This is a genomic window from Hominiventricola sp. (assembly GCF_057604405.1).
In genome coordinates, this window is the sequence record NZ_DBLYVB010000013.1 from 25,377 (window position 1) to 49,912 (window position 24,536).

The following is a 24,536-nucleotide window of genomic DNA, read 5'->3' on the forward strand; positions in this document are numbered from 1 at the left end:
GTGTTCCTTTACTGCTTTAATATTTTTCCGAGAGTAAATCCACTGACCTGCGCCGCATTTGCCTCATCGAAATCAATGTGCATTTTGTAACGGAACTGATCGCTGACACGAATGACAACGTTATCAAAAGTCACTGGTCTCTCAGTCATAATCTGTACGCTGACACGTTCCTTATCCTGAAGGTCAAGCTTTGCGGCTACCTGCGGCGGAACATGTACGTGGGCTCTTGCCACGATTACAGCAGAAGATGCGTCAAGTGTACCCTTCGGTCCTTCAATGACCACCGGTCCTGCATCTCTTAAATCTCCGGATTCTCTTACCGGAGCTTTTATTCCCAGTGCCACGCAGTCACTGATGGAAAGTTCCACCTGTGTTGCTTTCCGCACCGGTCCTAATACTGCCACGCGTTCCTTCTTCCCTTTCGGTCCGATGAGCGTCACGCGTTCTTCACTTAAAAACTGTCCCGGCTGAGACAGCGGACGTTTCGGATGAAGCACTGCCCCTTTTCCGAATAACAGTTCCACATCCTCCTGCGTCAAATGCACATGTCTGGCAGATACTTCTACTTCTACCAGTCCACTCTGTACGATAGAATCCACTACCGATTCAATAAACTGCTTCATGACGTCTCCTGATTCTGGATCTTTGCCAGATATTTACACATGATGATGTGTACGGCACTGGACATTCGGTTCAGTTCTTCTATGATATCTGCCCTGTCATAACTCTTTCCATTATGGAACGCGGCTGCGGCCGCTACTTCGGTTTCGCGGACTGCCGTTCTGAGCTGATTCAGAAGTGCATAGGTCTTTCCAAGCTTATAACTCGGCAGAACCATCTGCTTTACTTTATAATATTTCATAGGATTGTGGGAATGTGCCCGCAGCTCCTCATGAGTCAGTCCGATAATCGTCTCTCTGGTAAATGGTTCATCCAGTACATCACAACGCATCATCTCACGCAGACTTACCAGAATATCCTCCAGATCATCGATAAATTCCTGATCTTCCTGCATTTCCAGCAGAATCGTCTGATTCAGCACAAAAAGAGCTTCCAGACTGTCCAGTTTTCCACGGAATACAATCCGTTTGTCATCCTTGTTCACCAGAACATTTCTGACAAGCTGGGTCATATGCTCCGGCTTCTCATAATAGAAAGCACCTGTCGCGTCATCCACATATTTGGGTTTCGGCGGTGCCGGAGTGACGACTGCACTTTCCGGGATTCCCGGAACCTCTGTAGCCGTGATCTCCACTTTTTCTTTCGGGAGCGGCTTATCTTTTTCTTTGATAATCTTGATCTTTAACTGCTGCAGATATTCTCTTGCTGCCGGTGAGAGGATCTGTCCCTCCGGTATGACATAAGTCTCCGGCTTGGATGCCCGTAACTCATCCCGCAGAATTGCTTCTGTAATTACCTTCATCGCAGTCAAGCCACCTCCTTATCTCCTATACTGTCCGGCCGTCCGAATACACGGGCGGCCGGTACTTACTCACTTATGATAAGGAGGGTAAAATAGCCTCAACTTCCTCATGCGGTCTCGGAATTACATGAATAGAGATCAGTTCGCCAACACGCTCAGCTGCCGCTGCGCCTGCATCTGTTGCTGCCTTCACAGCTCCCACATCGCCGCGTACCATAACAGTTACCAGTCCGCCGCCTACATGCACTTTACCGATCAGAGTTACGTTTGCTGCCTTTACCATTGCATCTGCTGCCTCGATAGAAGCTACAAGTCCTTTTGTTTCAATCATTCCTAATGCCTGTGTTACTGCCATTTCTCATTCCTCCTTGATCTGTATGTTCTGTCTGTGACAGCGAATCTCTTAGCCGAGATGCGGAAGAATTGCCTCTACTTCCTCATGCGGTCTCGGGATTACATGGATGGAAATCAGTTCGCCAACACGCTCAGCTGCTGCTGCGCCTGCATCTGTTGCTGCTTTTACAGCTCCTACATCGCCGCGTACCATAACGGTTACCAGTCCGCCGCCTACATGCTCCTTACCGATCAGAGTTACGTTTGCTGCCTTTACCATTGCATCTGCTGCCTCGATAGAAGCTACAAGTCCTTTTGTTTCAATCATTCCTAATGCCTGTGTTACTGCCATTTTTCATTCTCCTTTTCTTATCTACATAGAACGAAGTCTTTTTACGATCTCATTCACTACTGCATCAATATCAACATCTTCTGCCTTCGGTCCGCTGCACATGCCATCCGTACAGGTCGGGAGTCCTGCTTTGATCTCATCAAGCTCCAGAAGTCCTTCTGCCACATGACGTTTGTTCAGCAGATTCATCGGTCCTACATTTTCTGAGGTAGCACTTCCGCCGATTGCTCCGCAGCCAAGTGTCAGGGACGGCATCAATCCGGTAGTGCCGCCGATACCTCCAAGGGCACTCGGTGTATTGACAATAATACGGGATGCCGGAACTCTCATGGCAAAATAGTTTACCATTTCCGGATCCTTGGTATGCATACTAAACGTATGTCCTGCTCCCTCATAATGCAGAATATCCTGCACCAGTCTGCAGATCTCTTTATAATCATCTGCGGTATAGAATGCCAGAATCGGTGCCAGTTTCTCATTGGAATATGGATGACCACGTCCGATACCGGTTTCTTTTGCTACCAGTACTTTAGTTCCTGCCGGAATATCAATACCTGCCAGATCTGCAATGACCTGTGCACTCTTTCCTACAATCATAGGATTCATAGTGCCGTTTGCTCTTAAGATGAATTTTCCGAGTTTTGCAATCTGCTCGTCTGTCAGGAAATAGGCTCCCTGTTTCTCCATCTCTGCCCTTACAGCATCTTCCATATCCTTATCACATACAACGGACTGTTCAGATGCGCAGATCGTGCCGTTATCAAAGGTTTTGGAGTCCATAATCCGTTTTACTGCCAGCGGCAGATCTGCGGTCTTTTCAATGTATGCCGGTCCGTTTCCGGGACCTACTCCAATCGCCGGTGTTCCGGATGAATAAGCGGCTCTTACCATGGCACTTCCGCCAGTAGCAAGGATCAGTGCCACATCCGGATGTTTCATCAGGTTATCTGTTGCCTGAATAGTCGGAATGGTGATGCAGGATACAAGATTTTCATTGCCTCCTGCTTCAGCAATTGCCTGACGAATTACTTTTACTGCCTCCAGAATACAGTTTCTTGCATTCGGATGCGGTGAAAATACAATCGCATTTCCTGCTTTTATGGAAATCTCAGATTTATAAAATGCAGTAGAAGTCGGGTTCGTGGATGGAATCAGTCCGGCAATCACACCTACCGGAACTGCTATCGTGCGGACTTTCTTCTCTTCATCATATCCAAGTTCTCCAATGGTTTTCATATCCTTGATATGCTCATACACATCACGGCTACCAAATATATTCTTAATTACCTTGTCAGCCTCAATACCAAAACCGGTTTCCTCATGAGCCAGTTTTGCCAGACGCTTTGCATTGCGCACACCTGCATAAGCGATAGATTTTACGATGGCATCTACCTCTGCCTGCGACTTCTGGCTTAATTCCTCCTGAGCCGCTTTGGCTTTCTCTACCAGCTCACGCACTTCCTGCACTGACAACAGGTCTTTATCATATAACTGCATAAGCAACTTCTCCTATATACTATGATTCTTTAAACTCTGTTATCTTCTGAATCAGCTCCTGTTTCTTCGCGAAACGGATCTCAGCGCGGGTCATGTTCTTGATCTCAAGTGCCCTTGCCAGTCTTCGGAGCGCATCCACCCCCATGGTCTGCATCTCTTCCACCGTCACATCCTGAGGAGCTTTCTCCCCTTCTTCCGCTTTCACGGCTTCAGATTCAGGTTCTGACAGTGTATCCGGTTCTGACGATATTTCCGGTTCAGATGGCTTTTCCGGCTCTGGAGGAGTTGGCTCTTCCGGTTCTTTTCCACCTTTGAGCATTCTGGTCACATCATCCGCCGGACGCGGAATGACATGAACACTGATGACGGTGCCGACTCTCTCAGCCGCTGCTGCGGAAGCATCCATAGCTGCCTTTACAGCACCCACATCACCTTCCACAAGAACAGTTACCAGTCCGCCTCTTACTTTTTCCACACCCAGCCGGGAAACATTCGCTGCTTTCAGTGCGCTGTCCAGAGCTTCGACTGCTGTAAGGTAACCATATACTTCAATCATTCCCAATGCCTGCATATATTCGTACCTCTTGTCTTTCCCGCGGCTGTTGCTCCGCGGGAACTAAGTCTTATGCTCTGATTTTATGCGATAGGATTGTCTGCTACAAACTCTACAGCTGCTGCAAATGCATCACATGCTGCCTTGCATGCAGACTGGCTTCCGGTCAGCAGTGCGCCACCGAAGTTGGTCTCTGAAGGCGGAGCATACAGAACACACATTTTTACGTCTGCTGCTTTCAGAGCTGCATCCACACCATACATAGCCTCAAGAGGCGGTGCGATCAGATATGCAATAGCCTCGCCCTCTTTGATACCTGCGCCCTCAGAAAGGTAAGAACCTGTTCTGGAAATGCAGTGTGCATAGTAGCAGATGGTATCGTCATCGTTTGCAGATACGAAATGAGCCTGGTTCTCAATGACATCAACAGCTGCTTCAAGACCACTCTTTACTTCTGCCGGGTTCGGTCCTGCCAGAATACCAATAATTTCTCCTGCCAGCTTGGTGTTTGCGTTAGCAGCACCACCGTAGAAGCTCTTTGCGTATACAACCTGAACATCCGCTTTTTTGGTAGCCTCATCCAGTGCAGTATACGTAACATCATCACAGTCTGCAGTGAGCAGTGCAAGGGATCTCTGCTCCGGTGTCAGATTTAATTCTTTTGCCATTCCCGGACTTACATTCGGGATGAGTTTGGTTGCAAGCACTGATGCTTTCAATGGATCGCGTTTCATTTTATTCCCTCCGTTCGACTTAAAGTTTCAGATCTGTACCACTTGCTTTTGCATCAAGGATCTTCTTGATGATATCAGCAATATGTGCTCCGGCCTCTGCCGGAATGGTTCCGTCTTTATGGATGTTGGATACAACGGTTCTTCTTGCCTCCGGCATTCCAACAGTTGCTTTGTAGGCAATATATGCGGACATGGACTCTGCGGTAATCAGTCCAGGTCTCTCACCGATCAGTACACAGGTAACATCCGCACCTGTAATCTCAGAGATCTGGTCCATTGCTCCTACACGACCATATTTTACGAAGAACGGAGTACCGTAATCAATGCCGTAGCTCTTAAGTCCCTGCTCAATAGCCGGCAGTACATCACCTACATTGGCTGCGATTGCTGCGGAGCTTAAGCCGTCAGATACATAGATCTGTACGGTCGGATGCATCTTGCATTTTTCTTTGATTGTGGCAACTGCCTCATCGCTTAACGCACGTCCCAGATCCGGACGGGTCAGATAAGTATCTTTGCTGTCACATTTGGTCTGCACGGTAAACAGACCCATTTTATCAATAAAGTCCTGATCTACATCATTAAATACAGCGTCCTGTGCTGCAGAATGTGCTGCACGGAATTCCAGTACCGGAAGTGTCTTATAACGAGCACCAGCTTTGCCAATACCCAGACGGCAGGGAGCGTACTGTTTCAGATCATAGTATGCTTCCTTTGCTACCGGGTTTTCTACCAGATACTGTGTTCTCAGATCGACAGCTGCTACATCGTCCCAACAGCCGTCCTCAATTTCAGTGCCATTCTGTGGGGAGGCTTTTCCTGCCACAGCAGCTTCCACTGCAGAAGCAGTTGCGCCATCGCTCACATTCATCTCTGTAAGCACCTGTGCAATGATATCTCTTAAATCTTTCTCGCTCACCAAAGTTTTTCACCTCCTGCTTATTTTAAGAAAACGGATGCATCACCTGCAAGCGGTGTCAGTTTTCCGTTCTCTGAGAATCCCATCTTCTCCAGCCACTGATCGAATTCCTTGATCGGACGGAGACCGAAGACCTCTCTTAAGCTTGCTGCTTCATGATATCCGGTACACTGATACATCAGCATACAGTCATCACCCTGCGGTACACCCATGATGTAGTTGCAGCCTGCGGCTACCAGAAGGGTTGCCAGGTTCTCGATATCGTTCTGGTCAGCTTTCATATGGTTGGTGTAGCATGCGTCACATCCCATCGGGATACCGGTCAGTTTGCCCATGAAGTGATCCTCAAGACCTGCACGGGTAACCTGCTTGGAATCATACAGATACTCTGGTCCGATGAAACCAACTACAGTATTTACAAGGAACGGACTGTATTTCTTAGCAAATCCATAACAACGAGCCTCCATGGTTACCTGATCCCATCCATGATGTGCATCGGAGGAAAGCTCGGAACCCTGTCCAGTCTCGAAATACATAACGTTCGGACCGGTACTGGTTGCTTCGTGAAGCATCATATCATGTCCTTCATCAAGCATAGAGCCATTCAGGCCAAATGCTTCATTACCCTTCTGAGAACCTGCAATAGACTGGAACATCAGGTCAATCGGTGCTCCTAATTTATCCATAGCTTCCATCTGGGTGGTTACATGTGCAAGTACGCAGATCTGAGTCGGAACTTCCCATTTGTTCTTAAACTCATCAAAGCTTCTTAAAATTCTCGCAACACTCTCTACAGAATCATCTACCGGGTTCAGACCGATAACTGCGTCACCGCAGCCAAGGCTTAAGCCTTCCATTACGGATGCCATGATACCCTTCGGATCATCTGTGGTGTGGTTCGGCTGCAGACGGGATGAGAATGTTCCCGGAAGGCCGATGGTGGTGTTGCAATGTGCGGATACACGGATCTTCTTTGCCGCATAGATCAGATCCAGGTTGGTCATCAGCTTACATACAGCGGCTACCATCTCACTGGTAAGACCTCTGGATGCACGTTTGATCATGTCCGTTGTGGTGGTCTCGCTCAAGATCCACTCACGGAATTCAGCAACCGTCATACCCTTAATCTCTTTGTAGATTGCCTCGTTGACACCGTCCTGAATGATTCTGGTTACTTCGTCTTCCTCGTAAGGAACTGCCGGATTGTTGCGAAGGTCTTCCAGGGTGATATGGGAAAGTACTACTTTCGCAGCTACTCTTTCCTCTGCGGACTCTGCTGCGATACCTGCCAGTTTGTCACCGGACTTCTCTTCATTGGCTTTCGCCATGACTTCGCGAAGAGATTTGAATTCGTACACTTTGCCGAATAATTTTGTTTTTAAAATCAACCTGTTCACTCTCCTTTATCATGTATTGAAGATTAGAGTTTTTGTGACAACGGGAACGACGCGCCCCTGCGCTACCGGTTCTCCGATGTCGATGTAGTCACCATCATTTGCAAAGATCCCATCAATGCAGATAAATTTTTTCTGGCGCTTCAGGAGTACATTAATGGCGTTTCCAAGCACCTTGGCAATATCATTTTCGATGACCAGGATGAGGGGGTGTGGTCCGGCAATTACCTCTTCCGCCCCATCGACAACCATCTGTGCCAGTTCCTGAATCTCCAGAAAACTGGTATGATATCTGCCTGAAAAAACAATGGCAACCTGTTCAAGCGCACCTTCCGTTTCGTAAAGCTTCAGCTTCCGACGTAAGGATTCCTTGAACATAACCGGGTTCTGTTCCTCATCCTCCGTAAGTTTCAGAACCGGAATGTTTTTTATGGGCAGTTGTCCATCACTGTAGCTGATGGTGCTGCCACTAACATTTGTAGTATGGGTTCCCGCTCCGACTACCGTTGCACGGATCGTCTCAGCCGCGGGATATGTAAGAACCTGTTTCAGAGCCGCATTATTTTTCACTGCTCTGGCAAGAAGTACTCCAACATCTCCATATTCGAACACATTGGCAGGTTCTCCGTTATAATAACAGCTCGCCACTCCGCCTGAATAAGTAATGGCGTCAATTTTAGGCTCACTGGTCAGTGGTTTTCCGTCATTTGTATAAAGCCCTGCGTGAAGACTGTCTGCTTCTCTGGCATGAATTGCCATGGCCAGCTGATCTGCCATATATTCGCAGATCTTATAGAGAACGGTTTCCTCTGCCCGGTCACCCACTGCGATGTGAATGCCATGGGCTTCTGCAAGTTTCTGAATCTTCGGGAAAATATAACTGATCCGACCATTTTCAATCTTGATCAGTCTTCCTCCGATATCGAGACAACTCGTTCCCTTCAGGTTTCCCTTCTGGAACAATGCAATATTACTGGTTCCGCCTCCGATATCAATATTCGCTACTGCCTGCCGGTGTTCTTCGGAAAATGCATCTGCCCCTGCTCCTTTTGCAGAAAGAACAGATTCCAGATCCGGTCCTGCAGTTGCTACTACAAAATCACCTGCCATGCTGCTTAAAGAAGCAAGTACCGTATTGGCATTGTGCTTTCTGGCAGTCTCTCCGGTAATGATCACCGCTCCGGTCTGCAGGTCTTCCGGTTTCATTCCGGCGGCCTTATATTCCGCTTCGATGATCTTTTTCACCTTTTCCGCATCGATCTCGGTCTGGGAAAGAAGCGGTGTAAAATAAATCTTGCTCCGGTAGGTAACTTCCTTATCCACGATATTGATCCGGGGCACCACATAGCTGCTGGCTTCATTCTCGATCGTCAGTTTACTGAAAATCAGCTGCGTCGTGGATGTCCCAATATCAATTCCAACACTTAATATGGTTTCTTTCATGGGGATCTCCTTCCATCACAAATCACTTGTCTTCAAAATATTTCAGGAATGGTTCAAATCCGGTACCTTCATAACTGCTGGTGACAAAGATCTCTTTTGCTCCTGCAATCTTCAGATACTTCTGTGCATCCTCCAGCTGTTTTTCAGTTGCCTTGTCACTTTTGGTAACCACCCCGATGCAGGGCTTTGCAAAACTGCTGGAATATCCAGGTGGAAACATGGTACCGTTTTCCGTCGCATCCTGCACAAGGACAATGGTGTCTGCATCCGCTGCTGATACCATCAGTGCACCACGCATATAGGTACGTTCCAGATATTCTCCCGGTGTGTCAATCATATTTTTATTAATGATCTCAACTGCCTGCGTTTTCTTGTATTTCAGCTGTTGGTCGCTTAAATATTGACAAAGAGTTGTCTTCCCTGCCATGGAACGGCCAATCATAATAATTCGTCTTTTCATCTTCTGATCCATCGCAGAGCCTGTCTTTCTACGATCTTGTGATCGTTGTTCCTGCAAATCCCATCTTGTCACACAGCACATGCATAACATCGTGAAGTGCTGCCTCCACATCTGCCACATCACCTGTGATGATCAGGGATCCATTAAACCGATCCACAAATCCAATCTGGATGCCGGCTGCCTTGCTGGCTACATCTGCCGCAATAATAGCTGCCTCACTGGGAGTAATGGTAAAGATTCCGATTGCTCCTTCTGCATCAATCAGACCCATTTTCGCATACAGGGCTTCTACCGGATGGGGAATCACATGAGCCAGTGTTACCTGTTTGCCAGGAACAAACTCCTGTATGATTCGTTCTTTATGGGATTCCTCAAACATAGGATTTCCTCCTTTGCCTGTCTCTAAATTCTTCTGCCTTCATAGGCAGCCAGGAACAGGTCTCTGACCTCCTCTGGCGTGCAGTCTCTTGGATTCGTTGCGGTGCATGCATCGTTCATGGCCGCATTCACCATCTCATCCAGTGCTGCCATAAAATCTTCCCTGGAGACCCCTGCCTCAGCAATGCTGGTCGGAATATTCAGCTGTTTAATAAGCTGTTTGGTAGAACGGATGACATTAAATGCACTCTGTCGGATACTGCTGCCCTCGAGCCGTGCCAGTCTTGCGATTCTCGCATAGCGCTCTGCATGTACAGTCAGCTTATCGTGACATCCACAGTTATAGGCCATTACATATGGAAGAAGAATTGCATTGGCACGTCCGTGAGGGATGTGGAAATGTCCTCCCAGTGTATGTGCCATGCCATGATTCAGTCCAAGTCCTGCGTTGCTGAATGCCATTCCTGCCAGACAGGAGGCATGATGCATATGCTGTCTTGCATTCAGGTCATCCGGAGTCTTATAGGCTTTTAACAGATTACTACGAACCAGCTTGATGGCTTTTTCTGCTGCTGCATCCGTAAAATCGTTTGCATTCTTTGATACAAATGCCTCTATTGCATGTGTCAGGACATCAATTCCTGTATCCGCTGTAATAGATGGCGGTACCGTCTTCGTAAGCTCCGCATCCAGAATTGCATCATCCGGAAGAAGTTCATCTGCAACCAACGGATATTTTGCGGACTTTTCCGGGTCACTGATGACTGAAAAGCGGCTTACTTCCGTTCCGGTTCCACTGGTAGTCGGAATTGCCACAAACTTGCATTTTTCAGAAAATCCTTCTCTGGCTGACAGATAGTTGATGGCTTTTGCACAATCAATCGGTGATCCTCCGCCCAGTGCCAGAAGTGCCTGTGGCTTGAAATCCGTCATAAGACCGATTCCTTTCGTAACCGTGGCAATATCCGGATCCGGTTTTACTTCTGAAAAGATCTCATAAGCAATCCCCATCTGATCCAGTACGTCGGTCAGGTAACTGACTTTTCCGCTCTCATGCATGAATTTGTCAGTTACAATAAAGGCCCGCGTCACACCCTTAAGGATTTCACGCAGACCTTCTCTCTCCATGTAGATTCTTGGCTTCACATAATAATTTCCCATTGCTTTTTCCTCCTGTTTCCGCCATCTTCATCATATGAGAAAAAACATCTCATTTTCGCTTCCTCCAATAACGATCCTGATCTGTTCTCGTTATTCAGTTTTCATCATAAATCAAAGTTCGCTCTGAATTCTCTTTACTGCTTCATCTACAGCAGCTGCCGTACCTAAAATTGCCAGGCAGGTCAGATGCTGCGGACAATTTCCATTGATCTCAAATACCTCTACATCGGAAGCCTTCTGTGCCAGATCGCTGGCATAAATCAGGTCACAGACATTTCCATTGCACAATGCAAGCGCAGCATTCTCATGGAACAGAATATCTAACCCTTCCATTCTCGCCCTGCGCATGATAATTTTCTTTGTCCCCTCAGAGACTGTTTTCATTACTCTGATTTTCAAACCAGCCATAATGTGTAGTTCCTCTTTATTTCTTTATAAACATTAAATGAGCAAGCCCCATGGCATAGGGCTCTGCTCACATGTTGCTCGTCTTCGTTATTTTATTTTCGATCTTGCTCATATTATACTCGACATTTTGTCACAAAGCAAGGTGTATTTGTCATATCTGCATAAAAACTTTTTATTTTCTGTCTTTTTTTCAAAATTTTCACCACAGATTTTCTCCGGCGGACATCTGTATCTGCGAGCCGGAGGAAATATTATACAATACTATGAATCAAGATACTCGAGTTTGCTCACAGATATTTCATAGGCAATTCTTTTCTCACTTTCCTCCTCATCAATCTTCTTCATATATTCTCTGCTTTGAATCCGTCCCCAGATCTGTGTATGTCCCCCTACTTCAAAACCGGATGCAAAACGGGCATTTCTTCCCCAGCAGATACATGGAATATAATCAGACTTTCCATAGGGCCGGTTGACAGCCAGTAAAATATCTGCAATCTCCCTTCCAAGGGGAGTCTTCCGGTAAACAGGCGGTTTGCAGATGTAACCGTCCAGAAAGATCTGGTTGGTCTTAGAATTTTCCAGTTCTTCTTCTGTAAATTCCAGTTCCCGCACAAAGACAGATAATACCAGCCGGTTCTTCTTTTCTTCATGACGGTTATAGGAACGGAACTGTCCTGTTGCACGAATGTACGTTCCCCGATAATCCTCATTTACATCAATGAGTCTTTCGGAAATCATAAGCGGTATCACATCGCAGGACTCACTGAGTCTTTTTACGGATACGTTCAGCATATAAAAGCCTTCCCCAAAGACTTCATGGCTGAATGTGAACGTGGATACGACTTCTCCCATAATAGATACCTGGTTGTTTTCGATGATCTTATCTGACATCATTTTGTTCTCCCTTCTTTTTGACGAAGTGTCTCTTCTTGTATTTTATCTGTAAAATATATTCCGTTCTTCTTCCAAATATTCCAAAAATGCAAAAAAAATATTCCTCTCACGCGAAAAAAGCTTGTATTCCGGGCAAAATATGATACACTATTAAATTTGTAGGATATTTTGAGAGTCACAAAGAAGAGGATTAAATTATGAAACGTGAAGATGTAAGAAATATAGCAATCATTGCTCATGTAGACCACGGCAAAACCACCCTGGTCGATGAGCTTCTGAAACAGAGCGGTGTGTTCCGTGCCAATCAGGAAGTGGCAGAACGTGTCATGGATTCCAATGACATCGAAAGAGAACGTGGTATTACCATTCTTTCCAAAAATACAGCTGTTTTTTATAAAGATGTAAAAATCAATATTATTGATACTCCCGGACATGCAGACTTCGGCGGCGAGGTAGAACGTGTCCTTAAGATGGTAAACGGTGTTATCCTTGTGGTAGATGCTTTCGAAGGTTCCATGCCCCAGACCAAATTCGTTCTGAAGAAAGCACTGGAGCTGAATCTTCCGGTAATCGTCTGCATCAACAAAATCGACCGTCCGGAAGCAAGACCGGAAGAAGTCGTAGACGAGGTTCTGGAGCTTCTGATGGATCTGGACGCTACTGATGAGCAGCTGGACTGCCCGTTTGTCTATGCTTCCGCAAAGGGCGGCTACGCCTCCCTGGATCCGAACGAACAGGGCAAGGATATGACTCCGCTGTTCGATACCATTCTGAATTATATTCCGGCTCCGGAAGGTGATCCGGAAGCACCGACCCAGGTACTGATCAGTACCATCGACTACAACGAATATGTAGGCCGTATCGGCGTTGGAAAAGTAGACCGCGGTACCATCTCCGTGAACCAGGATGTGGTTATCGTAAACCATCATGATCCGGATAAGATGCGGAAAGTAAAAGTCAGCCGTCTCTATGAATTCGACGGTCTGAATAAGGTAGAAGTACAGAACGCAACCATCGGTTCCATTGTTGCCATTTCCGGTATTTCAGATCTGCATATCGGAGATACTCTGTGTGCACCGGAAGCGCCGGAAGCAATTCCGTTCCAGAAGATTTCTGAGCCGACCATCTCCATGCAGTTTAATGTCAATGACAGCCCGCTCGCCGGTACGGAAGGAAAATTCGTCACTTCCCGTCATCTGCGCGACCGTCTGTTCCGTGAGCTGAACACCGATGTCAGCCTTCGTGTGGAGGAGACTGACAGTACTGACAGTTTTAAAGTATCCGGACGTGGTGAGCTTCATCTGTCCGTCCTGATCGAAAACATGCGTCGTGAAGGTTATGAGTTCTCTGTCAGCAAAGCCGAAGTACTTTATCACTATGACGAGAATGGCAAGAAGTTGGAGCCGATGGAGCTGGCTTACATTGATGTAGATGACGAGTTCTCCGGAAGCGTTATTCAGAAGCTGGGTGAGCGTAAAGGGGAACTCCGCAACATGCATACCAACAGCAACGGTTCCACCCGTCTGGAGTTTTCCATCCCGGCAAGAGGCCTGATCGGATACCGTGGTGAGTTCATGACCGACACCAAAGGTACCGGTGTTCTGAATACCATCTTCAATGGTTATGAACCCTACAAGGGCGACATCCAGTATCGCAAGCAGGGATCTCTGATTGCATTCGAGTCCGGTGAATCCATCACCTACGGTCTCTTCAATGCCCAGGAGCGTGGTGCCCTGTTCATTGGACCTGGCGTAAAAGTATATGCCGGCATGGTCATCGGACAGACAGGAAAGGCAGAGGATATCGAGATCAACGTCTGCAAGACCAAGAAACTGACTAATACCCGTTCTTCCAGCGCTGATGAGGCTCTGAAGCTGACTCCGCCGAGAGTATTAAGTCTGGAACAGGCTCTGGAGTTCATCGACACCGACGAGCTTCTGGAGATCACCCCGAAATCTTTAAGAATCCGTAAAAAGATTCTGGATCCAACCATGAGAAAGAGAGCTGCTATCCGCAAATAATCGGATACGGTTCTATGTAAAAAGGGCATGCCTTTCATCACCCGATGAACGGCATGCCCTTTTGTTATATATCATATTCCTTCTTATTCTTCAATCACCAGCTTGGCTGCGCCATACATACCGGCATCATTTCCAAGGCTTGCCAGAATAAACTCTGCATCCCTGCATCCGCGGAATACATATTTCATATAATATTTCTGAATGTAATCAATGACGATCTGTCCGGCTCTGGACATACCTCCGCCGATGACAAATACTTCCGGATCTGCGGTTCCTGCCACTGCAGACAGTGCCAGTCCCAGATATTTTCCGAAACGCTCTGCCACTTCACAGGCAAATGGATCCCCTGCTTTTACTGCATCCCAGATCTCCCGCGCCGACATGGTCTCCGGATCCAGAACCGTTTTCACAGCGTTCTGTTCCAGCATCCATTTTGCCAGACGGACAATACCGTTGGCGGAAGCCACATGTTCCAGACAGCCATGATTTCCACAGCCGCAGGCGCCAGGCACTTCATCGTCCACATGAATGTGTCCAATTTCACCACCTGCTCCGTGGGCACCAGTAACAATTTTTCCATTAATAATCACACCGCCGCCAACTCCTGTTCCAAGAGTTACCATAACACCGCTCTTATGGCCTGCTGCCGCGCCTTTCCACATCTCGCCTAATGCTGCTACATTCGCGTCATTGCCGCCCTTGCTGGGCAGTCCAGTCAATTCAGTGAGCTCTTTGGTTACTTCTTTATAACCCCATCCAAGATTAGCTGTATGGGGAACCACACCATTGGCATCAATAGGACCCGGCACACCAATACCGATACCCGCTACATCCTTTTTATCAATTCCTCGTTCCTCCAGCTTGCCAAGTGCCGCTTTCGCAATATCCGGCAGAATCGCAGCTCCCTCATTTTCCGTATGGCTTGGAATCTCCCATTTTTCCAGAAGTTCTCCATCTGCGCGGAACAATCCCATCTTTACCGTGGTTCCTCCCACGTCAATTCCAAAACAGTATTCCTGCATATTCCTTTTCCCCCTGATTCTTTCTTTATTTCTTATTGCGGTTAATACTCTCCTGTACACGGCGGTACAGTTCCTGAGCCGCATTGTAACCCATCTTCTTCTGCCTGTGGTTAACTGCCGCAGACTCTACAATAATGGCAAGATTCCGGCCCGGACGGATCGGAATGGAATGACATACCACTTTATTTCCAAGAAATTCTGTGTATTCTTCATTCAGACCCAGACGATCATACTCTTTTTCCTTGTCCCACTCTTCCAGTTTGATCACAAGGTCGATATTCTGGGTCTCTTTGACACTCTCTACACCATACAGGGTCTTTACATCAATAATACCAATGCCGCGAAGTTCAATGAAATGACGGGTAATCTCAGGGGAAGTGCCCACCAGCGTATCGTCGCTGACTTTGTGAATCTCCACCACATCATCGGTAATCAGTCGGTGACCACGTTTAATCAGTTCCAGAGCCGCCTCACTCTTGCCAATGCCGCTCTCGCCCATGATCAGAATACCCTCACCATAAACATCCACCAATACACCGTGAATAGAAATGCAGGGAGCCAATTCCACATTCAGCCAACGGATAACTTCTGCCATCAATGGGGAAGTCATACGGTTGCTGAACAACAATGGCTTATTATATTTGCGTGCCATCTCATACATGTCTTCATCCGGTTCCGTACGCGATGCATAAATAACGCAGGGAATCTTACTGGACATAAACCGTTCGTAGTTTTTCAGTTTTTCTTCTCTGTTCTGACTTTTTAGATATGTATATTCGACATATCCGATAATCTGTACACGCTCACATGCAAAGTGCTCAAAATATCCTGCCAGCTGAAGTGCCGGACGGTTAATGTCCGGACTGCTGATCTCAATTCCTTCTGTTGACACTTCCGGCGTCAGGTTTTTCAGCTCCAGCTTTTCAATCATCTTATTTAATGATACTGTCGGCATTATCTTGTCTCCTGTTCTCTTTTATTTGCTTTCTGCAGCCTTCTCATTGTTATCAGTATAGCGTCTTTATTCATTCTTCGCAATATGAAAGAATTCAAAAACCTGTCGCGCAGCCCGGCTGTTCATACCTTCCACTTCCGACAGTTCCTCCTCCGTGGCAGACTTGATATCTTCCAGCGTCCGGAAGGATTTCATCAGTGCCTTTCTCCGTGCCGGTCCTATGCCCGGAATATCATCCAGTACCGAATGCACCTGTTCCCTGCTCCGAAGTGACCGGTGATACTCAATAGCAAACCGGTGGGCCTCATCCTGAATTCTTGTCACCAGACGGAATCCTTCACTGTCCCTGTCAATAGGCAGTTCTACATTATGAAAATAGATTCCTCTTGTCCGGTGCTTGTCATCCTTTACCATACCGCAGACTGGCACCTCGATATTCAGCTGCTGCATGACTTTCAGCGCAATATTTACCTGACCGCGGCCACCATCCATCATGATAAGATCCGGATAATTTTCATAGTGAGATAGCCGTCTGGTCAGCACTTCCTCCATACTGGCATAGTCATCCGCCCCCTGCACGCCGCGAATCCTGAATTTCCGGTAATCGGACCGTTTAGGCCGGCCTTTTTCAAAAACTACCATGGAGCCAACCGTCTGGAAACCGCTGATGTTGGAAATATCATAGGCCTCTACCCGTTCCAGCTTCGGAAGATCCAGAAGATTTGCAATCTCTTTCATAGCACCGATGGTACGGCCTTCTTCCCTGCGGATGCGCTCGCGATCCTGCATGAGCACCATATCCGCATTCTTTTTCGCCAACTCCACCAGCTTTTCCTTCTGACCTTTCTTCGGTACCTGAATATGCACCTTTTGGCCTTTTCTGCCGCTCAGCCACTCTTCAATGAGGGCCGCATCCTCAATCTCATACTGCAGCATGATTTCTCTGGGAATGTACGGGGTCCCCGCGTAGAACTGCTTGATAAAAGCAGACAGCACATCCGGCCGGCTGTCCCCGTTGGCTATCCGCAGACAAAAATGATCCCTTCCAATGAGGCGTCCGTCCCGGATAAAAAACACCTGCACCACCGCATCATGCTGATCCACAGACATGGCAATGACATCCTTATCCTCCATGTCGCTGCTGGTAATCTTCTGCTTCTGGGCAATCTTGGTCACACTGTTCAAAAGTTCCCGGTACTCGATGGCTTTTTCAAACTCCATCTCCTCTGACGCTGCCAGCATCTTTTCTTCCAGTTCCTTCAGGATCGGTGTATAATCACCATTCAGAAAAGTCAGTACTTTTTTGACAGACTTTGCGTATTCTTCCTTTGAAATATATCCCTGGCAGGGTGCCGGACATTGATGGATATGGTAATTCAGGCACGGCCGCTCCTTTCCCTGCATCTTCGGCAGCTGCTTGTTGCAGGTCCGGATGCCATACAGTTTATGAATAAGATCTATGGTGTCCTTCACCGCCCCTGCGGATGTATAGGGTCCATAGTATTTCGCCTTATCTTTGTACATCTGCCGGGCAAACAATACCCTCGGAAAATCTTCCTGTACTGTCACCTTAATAAACGGATAAGTCTTGTCATCCATCAGCATGGTATTGTATTTAGGACGATGTTCCTTAATAAGATTACACTCCAGCACCAACGCTTCCAGTTCCGAATCCGTGATAATATACTCAAACCTGGCAATATGAGTCACCATCTGTTCAATTTTCACACCCTTATTCCGGCTGGACTGGAAATACTGCCGTACCCGGTTTTTCAGTGAAATGGCCTTTCCCACATAGATAATGGCATCCTTGTCGTCGTGCATGAGATAGACGCCCGGTTTGGACGGAAGCTTTTTCAGTTCTTCTTCGATATTAAATATTGCCATTTGCTTCTCCTTTTTCCGGATAATGAAAACCGCCAAAGCACAGGATATTCACTGCGTTCTGACGGCTTTTCCTCAGATTCTTATTTTCTTATTCCGCAAAAATCAGTTCTTCCTGATGATAGTCTTCCTTGTCACTGCCGTCGCGGACTTTGTGGTAAATCTCCATAAATTCCTTACCTGTGATAGTCTCCTTCTCAATCAGGAACTCTGCAATTTTATCCAGGCATTCCCGGTTCTCGGTGAGTAACCGTTTTGCCTCTTCATACGCTTCTTTCAGAATCCGCATAACTTCTTCATCCACATGGGATGCAGTCTCATCACTGCAATTCAGGACACTTCCATTATCAAGATACATACTCTCTCTGGATTCCAGCCCCATAAGACCAAACTTTTCAGACATTCCATACTGAGTTACCATCGCTCTTGCCAGATTCGTCGCCTGCTGAATATCGTTGGATGCACCGGTAGTAACGGAGTCAAATACCACTTCCTCCGCTGCACGGCCTCCCATACACACTACCAGACGGGCCAGAATCTCTTTCTTGGAAAGAAGGAATTTTTCCTCTTCCGGCGTCTGCAGTACATAACCAAGGGCACCATTGGTACGGGGGATAATCGTAATCTTCTGTACCGGCTCTGCATCTTTCTGCAATGCACTGGTCAGCGCATGACCAACCTCATGGTAAGAAACGACTTTTCGTTCTTCCTCACTTAGGATCTTGTTCTTCTTCTCTTTACCCATGAGTACAACTTCCATGGCGTCAAAAAGATCTTTCTGGCAGATAGCCTTGCGTCCGTGTTTTACCGCAAGAATTGCTGCCTCATTGATCATATTTGCCAGGTCGGCACCTACAGCTCCGCTGGTAGCCAACGCCACTGCTGCCAGATCCACTGTCTCATCCATCTTTACATTTTTCGCATGTACTTTCAGAATATCCTCACGGCCTTTCAGATCCGGACGCTCCACGATGATCCTGCGGTCAAAACGGCCCGGTCGAAGCAGGGCCTGATCAAGCACTTCCGGACGGTTGGTTGCCGCCAGAATAATGCATGCCTGATTACTCTCGAATCCATCCATCTCTGCCAAAAGCTGATTCAATGTCTGCTCACGTTCATCATTTCCTCCGAGACGGGAATCACGGCTTTTTCCAATGGCATCAATCTCATCGATAAACACGATACAGGGAGCATTTTTCTTTGCTTCTTCAAAAAGATCACGAACACGGGATGCACCCACACCTACGAACATCTCTACAAAATCAGAACCTGCCAGAGAGAAGAAGGGCACATGGGCCTCTCCTGCCACGGCTTTTGCAAGAAGTGTCTTGCCAGTTCCCGGAGGACCTACAAGCAAAGCTCCTTTCGGCAGTTTCGCACCAATCTCAGTGTACTTTGCAGGATTATGAAGGAAATCCACCACCTCTACAAGGGATTCCTTCGCCTCTTCCTCACCTGCCACATCCTTAAATGTAACACCTGTCTCTTTTTCAATATAAACCTTGGCTTTGCTCTTGCCGACACCCATCATGCCGCCTCCACCGCCCATACGGCGCATAAGCAGGCCGAATGCCAGCCACAACAGAAGGATTGGCGCCAGAATGGAAATAATATTCCATATTATCATAGACCAGGTATCCTGAATATAAGGTTTGATCTCCACACCTTTCTCTTTCATGAGCGGAAGCAGGTCGTCATCACTCATCTTACCGGTATAATAGCTCTGAGTCAGTCCGGTCTGAGACTGCTCCTTCGGCGTAATCTTCCAGGTCGTTCCTGTATCTTCCACACTGGCAATCTCATCCGATTCCAGCATATCTACAAACGTATCATATGTAATTTCCTGTGTGGTTGCTTCCTTGTACTGATCACGCACCAGTCCCCAAAGAAGGAATCCTATCATAAGAAACACCAGAAACATCATCATGTTCTGGGTGTTTTTAGGAAATTTTCCATTATTTTTCTTGTCTCCATTTCCGTTTGGAGTGTTGTTGTCGTTCATCTCTTTCCTCCTTGCGCGTAGCACTTCTTATTATAGTGAACCTTCTTTTATAAATCAATACACCTTCGACGAAAATTTAGTGTCTATTTATTAAATTAGTATAAAGCTAAAAACCATAAAATTTTTAGTCTGTTTTTATGGATTTTTAAGGCTAGCGGAGATATAATAAATAATGTTTTTTTAAATTTGGTAAATTTTTTAAATAGATACATTCAGGAGGAATCAGTCATATGCCAGTAAAGTATGTATTTGTCACTGGAGGCGTTGTATCAGGACTTGGCAAAGGAATTACCGCCGCATCCCTGGGACGTCTTCTGAAAGCGCGTGGATACAAAGTAACCATGCAGAAATTCGATCCTTACATCAATATCGACCCCGGTACTATGAACCCGGTACAGCACGGAGAGGTTTTTGTTACCGATGACGGTACCGAGACCGACCTTGATCTGGGACATTATGAGCGCTTCATCGACGAGAGCCTGGATAAAAACTCCAATGTAACAACTGGTAAGGTTTACTGGTCTGTTCTTCAGAAGGAACGCCGCGGTGACTATGGCGGAGGGACTGTACAGGTTATTCCGCATATCACCAATGAAATCAAGAGCCGTTTCTATCGGAATTTTACTTCCGATGATACGCACATTGCCATCATTGAAATTGGCGGAACTGTCGGTGACATTGAGAGCCAGCCATTTCTGGAGGCAATTCGTCAGTTCCAGCATGAAGTAGGACATGAGAATGCCATCCTTCTCCATGTAACTCTGATTCCTTATTTGAAAGCATCCGGTGAAATGAAAACCAAACCAACCCAGGCTTCTGTCAAAGAGCTGCAGGGAATGGGAATTCAGCCGGACATCATTGTATGCCGTACAGAGCTTCCACTGGAAAAGGGAATCAAGGATAAGATTGCTCTGTTCTGTAATGTGCCGAAAGATCATGTACTGCAGAATCTTGATGTAGAATACCTTTATGAAGCACCCCTTGCCATGGAGCAGGAGCATCTTGCCCAGGTAGCCTGCGAGTGCCTGAATCTGCCGTGTCCGGAGCCGGATCTGACCGACTGGACCGAGATGGTGAATAAGCTTCGCCACCCGACGACGGAAGTTACGGTTGCACTGGTTGGAAAATACATCCAGCTTCACGACGCTTATATTTCCGTAGTGGAGGCGTTGAAACACGGCGGTATCGACAATCATGCCGTTGTCAATATTAAATGGATCGACTCCGAGACCGTAACTCCGGAGAATGTGAATGAACTGCTCTCTGATGTGAGCGGTATCCTGGTTCCTGGTGGTTTTGGCTATCGTGGAATCGAAGGAAAAATTACTGCAATCCAGTATGCCCGTGAACACAATATTCCATTCCTGGGACTGTGTCTTGGCATGCAGCTTTCTATCGTAGAGTTCGCCCGCCACGTCATTGGTCTGGAGGGCGCCCACAGTATTGAGCTGGATCCCAATACCCCTTATCCGGTCATTGCACTGATGCCTGATCAGAACGGTGTGGAAGATATCGGCGGAACCTTACGTCTTGGCTCCTGCCCATGCGTACTGGACAAAACCTCCAAAGCTTATGAGCTGTATGGTGAGGAGCTGATCCACGAACGTCATCGTCATCGCTATGAAGTAAACAACGATTTCCGTTCCACCCTTGTTGATCATGGAATGACACTTTCCGGGCTGTCACCGGATGGAAGAATTGTAGAAATCATCGAGCTGCCAAACCATCCGTTTTTCATTGCTACCCAGGCTCATCCGGAGCTGAAATCCAGACCGAACCGTCCGCATCCGCTGTTCAAAGGATTTGTGGCAGCTGCACTGGAAGCAAACAACAAATAAGTCATATTTATTTTAGGAAAGGATTCATACGCCATGCCAAAATTAAATGAAAATTATCTGAATCTGAAAGCAAGTTATCTCTTCTCCGAAATCGCCCATCGTACCGCCGCTTACAAAGAAGCCAACCCGGAAAAAGGAGCACAGATTATCCGTCTTGGAATCGGTGATGTAACACTTCCCCTGGGAAAAGTGGTAATTGATGCGCTCCATGAAGGAGTCGAGGCTATGGCAAGTGCCGAAACCTTTAAAGGCTACGGTCCGGAACAGGGTTATGAAGAGACCAGAAATGCCATTGCTGCTTACTATAAGAAAAATGGAGTTGAAGTAGATCCGGGCGACATCTTCGTATCTGATGGCGCAAAGAGTGATACCGGAAACATCACCGATCTGTTTGGTCATGACAACATCGTCCTCGTTCCTGATCCGGTTTATCCGGTTTATGTGGATACCAATATCATGGCTGGAAACAGTGTCACCTACATGGCTGGAAATGCAGAAAACGGCTTTCTCCCCATGCCAAATAAAGATCAGCATGCGGACGTCATTTATCTGTGTTCTCCAAACAATCCGACCGGTGCCTGCTACAATAAAGCGCAGTTGAAAGAATGGGTGGATTATGCGCTGGCTAACGACGCTGTTATCTTGTTTGATTCCGCCTATGAGGCATTTATCTCTGACCCGGAGCTTCCGAGAAGCATCTTCGCTATCGAGGGAGCAAAGAAATGTGCCATTGAATTCTGTTCTCTGTCCAAAACCGCAGGATTTACCGGAACCCGTTGTGGTTACACCGTTGTTCCGAAGGAACTGACCTTCAAAGCTTCCAATGGTGAGGAAATGTCCCTGAACGCTATGTGGAACCGCCGTCAGTGCACTAAATTCAACGGCACCTCCTATATAGTGCAGAAAGGTGCCGAAGTTGTCTTCTCCGAGGAAGGCATCAAGGAATGCCAGGAAAATATTAACTATTATAAGAGAAATGCCAAAGTCATTGCTGATACCATGACAAAACTTGGCATCCGCTTCTTTGGCGGCATTAACTCTCCCTACATCTGGTTCGAGTGTCCGAAGGGTATGGAGTCCTGGGAATGCTTCGACTACCTGCTTCAGAACATCCAGGTAGTAGGAACCCCGGGCGCAGGCTTCGGTGAGAATGGTAAGAACTTCTTCCGTCTGACTTCCTTTGGTAACTACGAGAAAACCGTAGAAGCTATGAAGCGGTTTGAAAAACTGTTTGGTTAAATATACAAAAAATGCCACAGAATCATCCAAATGATGAGACTGTGGCATTTTTTATGAATCGTAATTTTTATACAAAATTGCCAGATAAACCAAATATGCTGCAAATCCTGCCAGACCAAGAAGAGATACTGCTGCATTTAGCAGATCATCTTTCAACAATGGCAATATACGCGGCAGAAAAACAAGCAGGAATATCAGTACCGGAATCATCAGTTTGGAAATCATCCTCAGTATCTGATATCGTTTCTCCGGGATATTTTCCGGCTTATATAACTCCGGATGAAGCAGTTCTCCGTGGATTACCATTCCCATTCTGCCGCATACACGGTATGCCCGGTACGCTCTTCCGTCAATGGTAAATTCCGGATACATGCCTTCTTTTGTAATTACCAGATTCAAATGATGCTGTTCCGCATACAGGAAGAGCTGTTCCGTCATCTGCCGGGGTGTTGTACAAAAATCCTCCGGAGAAAAACTGAACTCACGAAGACTTTCACTTTGCAATACTTTTTTATAATCCTGAAGAATATCTGCAAAATAATGTCCGTTTTTCTCCTCGGTTTTTATTTTACTCAGATACCCGTCCACATCCAGCTGTGTAAGCTCCTTCTCTTCGATCTGTCCGCAGAAAGAAATTGCCGCCTGCAGCTTCTGCTGTCTTTCCACAAGCATCTCTTTCTGCATCTGAAGTGCATCCTGCAATTCTATGGTTCCCGCAAGGAGCTGCCGGATTTCCTCCAGCGGCATATCAAGCTTCCGAAAGAGAAAGATCAGCTTCAGTCTTCTGATATCTTCCTCACTGTAATTCCGGTACTTATTTTCCTGTTTCCTCGACGGCTGCAGTAAACCTATCTTTTCATAATACCGTATATTCTGCTTTGTAATCCCTGTCTGCATCTCCGCTTCCTTAATCGTTGCCATAATAGCCTCCATTTATTTTTTCTTTGATACTAAGGGATATAGTAACTATAAGGTCAAGTATTTTTTGCTGTCTGCAGCCGTTTATTGAATTCCTCATAGAAATTTCCATCCGGAGTATAGGGTGTCAGGTAAAATTTCTGCAGCACGCCCATACTGATCTGCTTCATCTGATCCGGTGCTTTCTTCACCTGGGTTTCCAGATCTTTCAGGTAATAGTGCCAGTCCCTGACAAATGCTTCGTACTGCTTCAGATCCGGCGTATCCAGCCATTTCTTCACCTTTACTTTTGATTTGTCCGGCTTGGGACATTCATGAACCTGAAGAAAGTATTTAAAAGAACCATCTTCGTAGATTCTCCCCAGCGGAAATAATCTGCAGATACCCGGGCGGAATCCGTGAATCGAGCAGCGCCCATCCTTATTTAAAAAGGAACAGGCTTCCTTCTCCCCTGCCATCTTAAGATTTGGCAGAATCAGGCAGTCCACAATGTTTAATTCGATCTTATCCACCATGAGTCCGTTAAAATCGGTCCCTAATCCACAACATAAACGGTGGATATCCAGAGGGTCCAGCACAATGGATTCTCCCATTCCACGGCAGCAGGCAGAACAGCCCTCACAGCCGCCGCAGTCTGCCTTTACCATGTCGTTGGAGGTATATAATTTTCCGTCTGACACTTCCTTCATGTCAATATTTCGTTCCATA

Annotated in this window: 24 protein-coding genes; 3 read left to right on the forward strand and 21 right to left on the reverse strand. The window is 46.8% G+C overall.

Translation table 11 applies throughout. The annotated features are described in order from the left end of the window. Window positions 1-8 precede the first annotated feature (8 nt). From pduL to ACZMB2_RS09285, 15 genes are all read right to left on the reverse strand, one after another. A complete protein-coding gene (gene pduL, locus ACZMB2_RS09215; protein ID WP_308460119.1) occupies window positions 9-623 on the reverse strand; it encodes a phosphate propanoyltransferase in 615 nt (204 codons plus the stop codon). After that, a complete protein-coding gene (locus tag ACZMB2_RS09220; RefSeq protein WP_308460120.1) occupies window positions 620-1,423 on the reverse strand; it encodes a cobalamin adenosyltransferase family protein in 804 nt (267 codons plus the stop codon). The genes pduL and ACZMB2_RS09220 overlap by 4 nt, the downstream gene beginning before the upstream one ends. Before the next feature lie 73 nt (window positions 1,424-1,496). After that, window positions 1,497-1,778: a BMC domain-containing protein gene (locus ACZMB2_RS09225; RefSeq protein WP_118771538.1), complete on the reverse strand. Its 282-nt coding sequence runs from the start codon at window positions 1,776-1,778 to the stop codon at window positions 1,497-1,499. A gap of 48 nt (window positions 1,779-1,826) precedes the next feature. Further along, window positions 1,827-2,108 (reverse strand): BMC domain-containing protein, encoded by a 282-nt coding sequence (locus ACZMB2_RS09230; RefSeq protein ID WP_118771539.1) that lies wholly within the window; start codon window positions 2,106-2,108, stop codon window positions 1,827-1,829. A gap of 21 nt (window positions 2,109-2,129) precedes the next feature. After that, window positions 2,130-3,605, reverse strand: coding sequence for an acetaldehyde dehydrogenase (acetylating) (locus ACZMB2_RS09235; RefSeq protein WP_487596522.1), 1,476 nt, complete (start codon window positions 3,603-3,605; stop codon window positions 2,130-2,132). A 19-nt stretch (window positions 3,606-3,624) separates the two neighbouring features. Then, on the reverse strand, window positions 3,625-4,176 hold the full coding sequence (locus ACZMB2_RS09240) for a BMC domain-containing protein (protein WP_118771541.1): 552 nt from the start codon (window positions 4,174-4,176) through the stop codon (window positions 3,625-3,627). A 65-nt stretch (window positions 4,177-4,241) separates the two neighbouring features. Continuing rightward, entirely contained in the window at window positions 4,242-4,892 is a 651-nt protein-coding gene (eutL, locus tag ACZMB2_RS09245; protein WP_118771542.1) for an ethanolamine utilization microcompartment protein EutL, read from the reverse strand. Between the two features lie 19 nt (window positions 4,893-4,911). Then, window positions 4,912-5,811 carry an ethanolamine ammonia-lyase subunit EutC gene (gene eutC, locus ACZMB2_RS09250; protein WP_487596523.1) on the reverse strand — a complete coding sequence of 300 codons (900 nt, stop codon included), beginning with the start codon at window positions 5,809-5,811 and terminating at the stop codon, window positions 4,912-4,914. 20 nt (window positions 5,812-5,831) lie between these two features. Then, window positions 5,832-7,199 carry an ethanolamine ammonia-lyase subunit EutB gene (locus tag ACZMB2_RS09255; RefSeq protein WP_118771543.1) on the reverse strand — a complete coding sequence of 456 codons (1,368 nt, stop codon included), beginning with the start codon at window positions 7,197-7,199 and terminating at the stop codon, window positions 5,832-5,834. Window positions 7,200-7,217: 18 nt separating this feature from the next. Beyond that, window positions 7,218-8,648 (reverse strand): ethanolamine ammonia-lyase reactivating factor EutA, encoded by a 1,431-nt coding sequence (gene eutA / locus ACZMB2_RS09260; protein WP_118771544.1) that lies wholly within the window; start codon window positions 8,646-8,648, stop codon window positions 7,218-7,220. A gap of 22 nt (window positions 8,649-8,670) precedes the next feature. After that, the gene (locus tag ACZMB2_RS09265) at window positions 8,671-9,108 is read right to left on the reverse strand and encodes a EutP/PduV family microcompartment system protein (protein WP_178755788.1); all 438 of its coding nucleotides are present in this window, start codon (window positions 9,106-9,108) and stop codon (window positions 8,671-8,673) included. 28 nt (window positions 9,109-9,136) lie between these two features. Further along, window positions 9,137-9,487: a BMC domain-containing protein gene (locus tag ACZMB2_RS09270; protein WP_118771546.1), complete on the reverse strand. Its 351-nt coding sequence runs from the start codon at window positions 9,485-9,487 to the stop codon at window positions 9,137-9,139. A 23-nt stretch (window positions 9,488-9,510) separates the two neighbouring features. Further along, complete coding sequence (locus tag ACZMB2_RS09275; RefSeq protein WP_487596524.1) at window positions 9,511-10,647, reverse strand: 1-propanol dehydrogenase PduQ; 1,137 nt, start codon at window positions 10,645-10,647, stop codon at window positions 9,511-9,513. A gap of 111 nt (window positions 10,648-10,758) precedes the next feature. Then, the gene (locus tag ACZMB2_RS09280) at window positions 10,759-10,980 is read right to left on the reverse strand and encodes a BMC domain-containing protein (protein ID WP_487596525.1); all 222 of its coding nucleotides are present in this window, start codon (window positions 10,978-10,980) and stop codon (window positions 10,759-10,761) included. A 336-nt stretch (window positions 10,981-11,316) separates the two neighbouring features. Then, window positions 11,317-11,946, reverse strand: a complete 630-nt coding sequence (locus ACZMB2_RS09285; RefSeq protein ID WP_487596557.1) for a single-stranded DNA-binding protein — start codon at window positions 11,944-11,946, stop codon at window positions 11,317-11,319. Between the two features lie 200 nt (window positions 11,947-12,146). On the opposite strand from ACZMB2_RS09285, the gene typA reads away from it, so the two are divergent. Continuing rightward, a complete protein-coding gene (gene typA / locus ACZMB2_RS09290; RefSeq protein ID WP_487596526.1) occupies window positions 12,147-13,970 on the forward strand; it encodes a translational GTPase TypA in 1,824 nt (607 codons plus the stop codon). An 83-nt stretch (window positions 13,971-14,053) separates the two neighbouring features. On the opposite strand, the gene ACZMB2_RS09295 is transcribed toward typA, so the two are convergent. The 4 genes from ACZMB2_RS09295 to ftsH form a co-directional block, all read right to left on the reverse strand. Continuing rightward, window positions 14,054-14,992 (reverse strand): ROK family glucokinase, encoded by a 939-nt coding sequence (locus ACZMB2_RS09295; protein ID WP_487596527.1) that lies wholly within the window; start codon window positions 14,990-14,992, stop codon window positions 14,054-14,056. A gap of 25 nt (window positions 14,993-15,017) precedes the next feature. Beyond that, window positions 15,018-15,947: an HPr(Ser) kinase/phosphatase gene (gene hprK, locus ACZMB2_RS09300; protein ID WP_487596528.1), complete on the reverse strand. Its 930-nt coding sequence runs from the start codon at window positions 15,945-15,947 to the stop codon at window positions 15,018-15,020. Window positions 15,948-16,013: 66 nt separating this feature from the next. Further along, window positions 16,014-17,828: an excinuclease ABC subunit UvrC gene (gene uvrC / locus ACZMB2_RS09305; RefSeq protein WP_487596558.1), complete on the reverse strand. Its 1,815-nt coding sequence runs from the start codon at window positions 17,826-17,828 to the stop codon at window positions 16,014-16,016. Window positions 17,829-17,922: 94 nt separating this feature from the next. After that, a complete protein-coding gene (gene ftsH, locus ACZMB2_RS09310) occupies window positions 17,923-19,833 on the reverse strand; it encodes an ATP-dependent zinc metalloprotease FtsH (protein ID WP_487596529.1) in 1,911 nt (636 codons plus the stop codon). Window positions 19,834-20,063: 230 nt separating this feature from the next. Between ftsH and pyrG the strand changes: the two genes are divergently transcribed. Continuing rightward, window positions 20,064-21,671 (forward strand): CTP synthase, encoded by a 1,608-nt coding sequence (gene pyrG / locus ACZMB2_RS09315; protein WP_487596530.1) that lies wholly within the window; start codon window positions 20,064-20,066, stop codon window positions 21,669-21,671. Between the two features lie 33 nt (window positions 21,672-21,704). Beyond that, window positions 21,705-22,910: an LL-diaminopimelate aminotransferase gene (locus ACZMB2_RS09320; protein ID WP_487596531.1), complete on the forward strand. Its 1,206-nt coding sequence runs from the start codon at window positions 21,705-21,707 to the stop codon at window positions 22,908-22,910. 51 nt (window positions 22,911-22,961) lie between these two features. Here ACZMB2_RS09320 and ACZMB2_RS09325 read toward each other — a convergent pair whose 3' ends face one another. Together ACZMB2_RS09325 and ACZMB2_RS09330 are read right to left on the reverse strand one after the other, a co-directional pair. Continuing rightward, complete coding sequence (locus ACZMB2_RS09325; protein ID WP_487596532.1) at window positions 22,962-23,831, reverse strand: MerR family transcriptional regulator; 870 nt, start codon at window positions 23,829-23,831, stop codon at window positions 22,962-22,964. 53 nt (window positions 23,832-23,884) lie between these two features. Continuing rightward, complete coding sequence (locus ACZMB2_RS09330; protein WP_487596533.1) at window positions 23,885-24,535, reverse strand: YkgJ family cysteine cluster protein; 651 nt, start codon at window positions 24,533-24,535, stop codon at window positions 23,885-23,887. Window position 24,536: the final 1 nt, after the last annotated feature.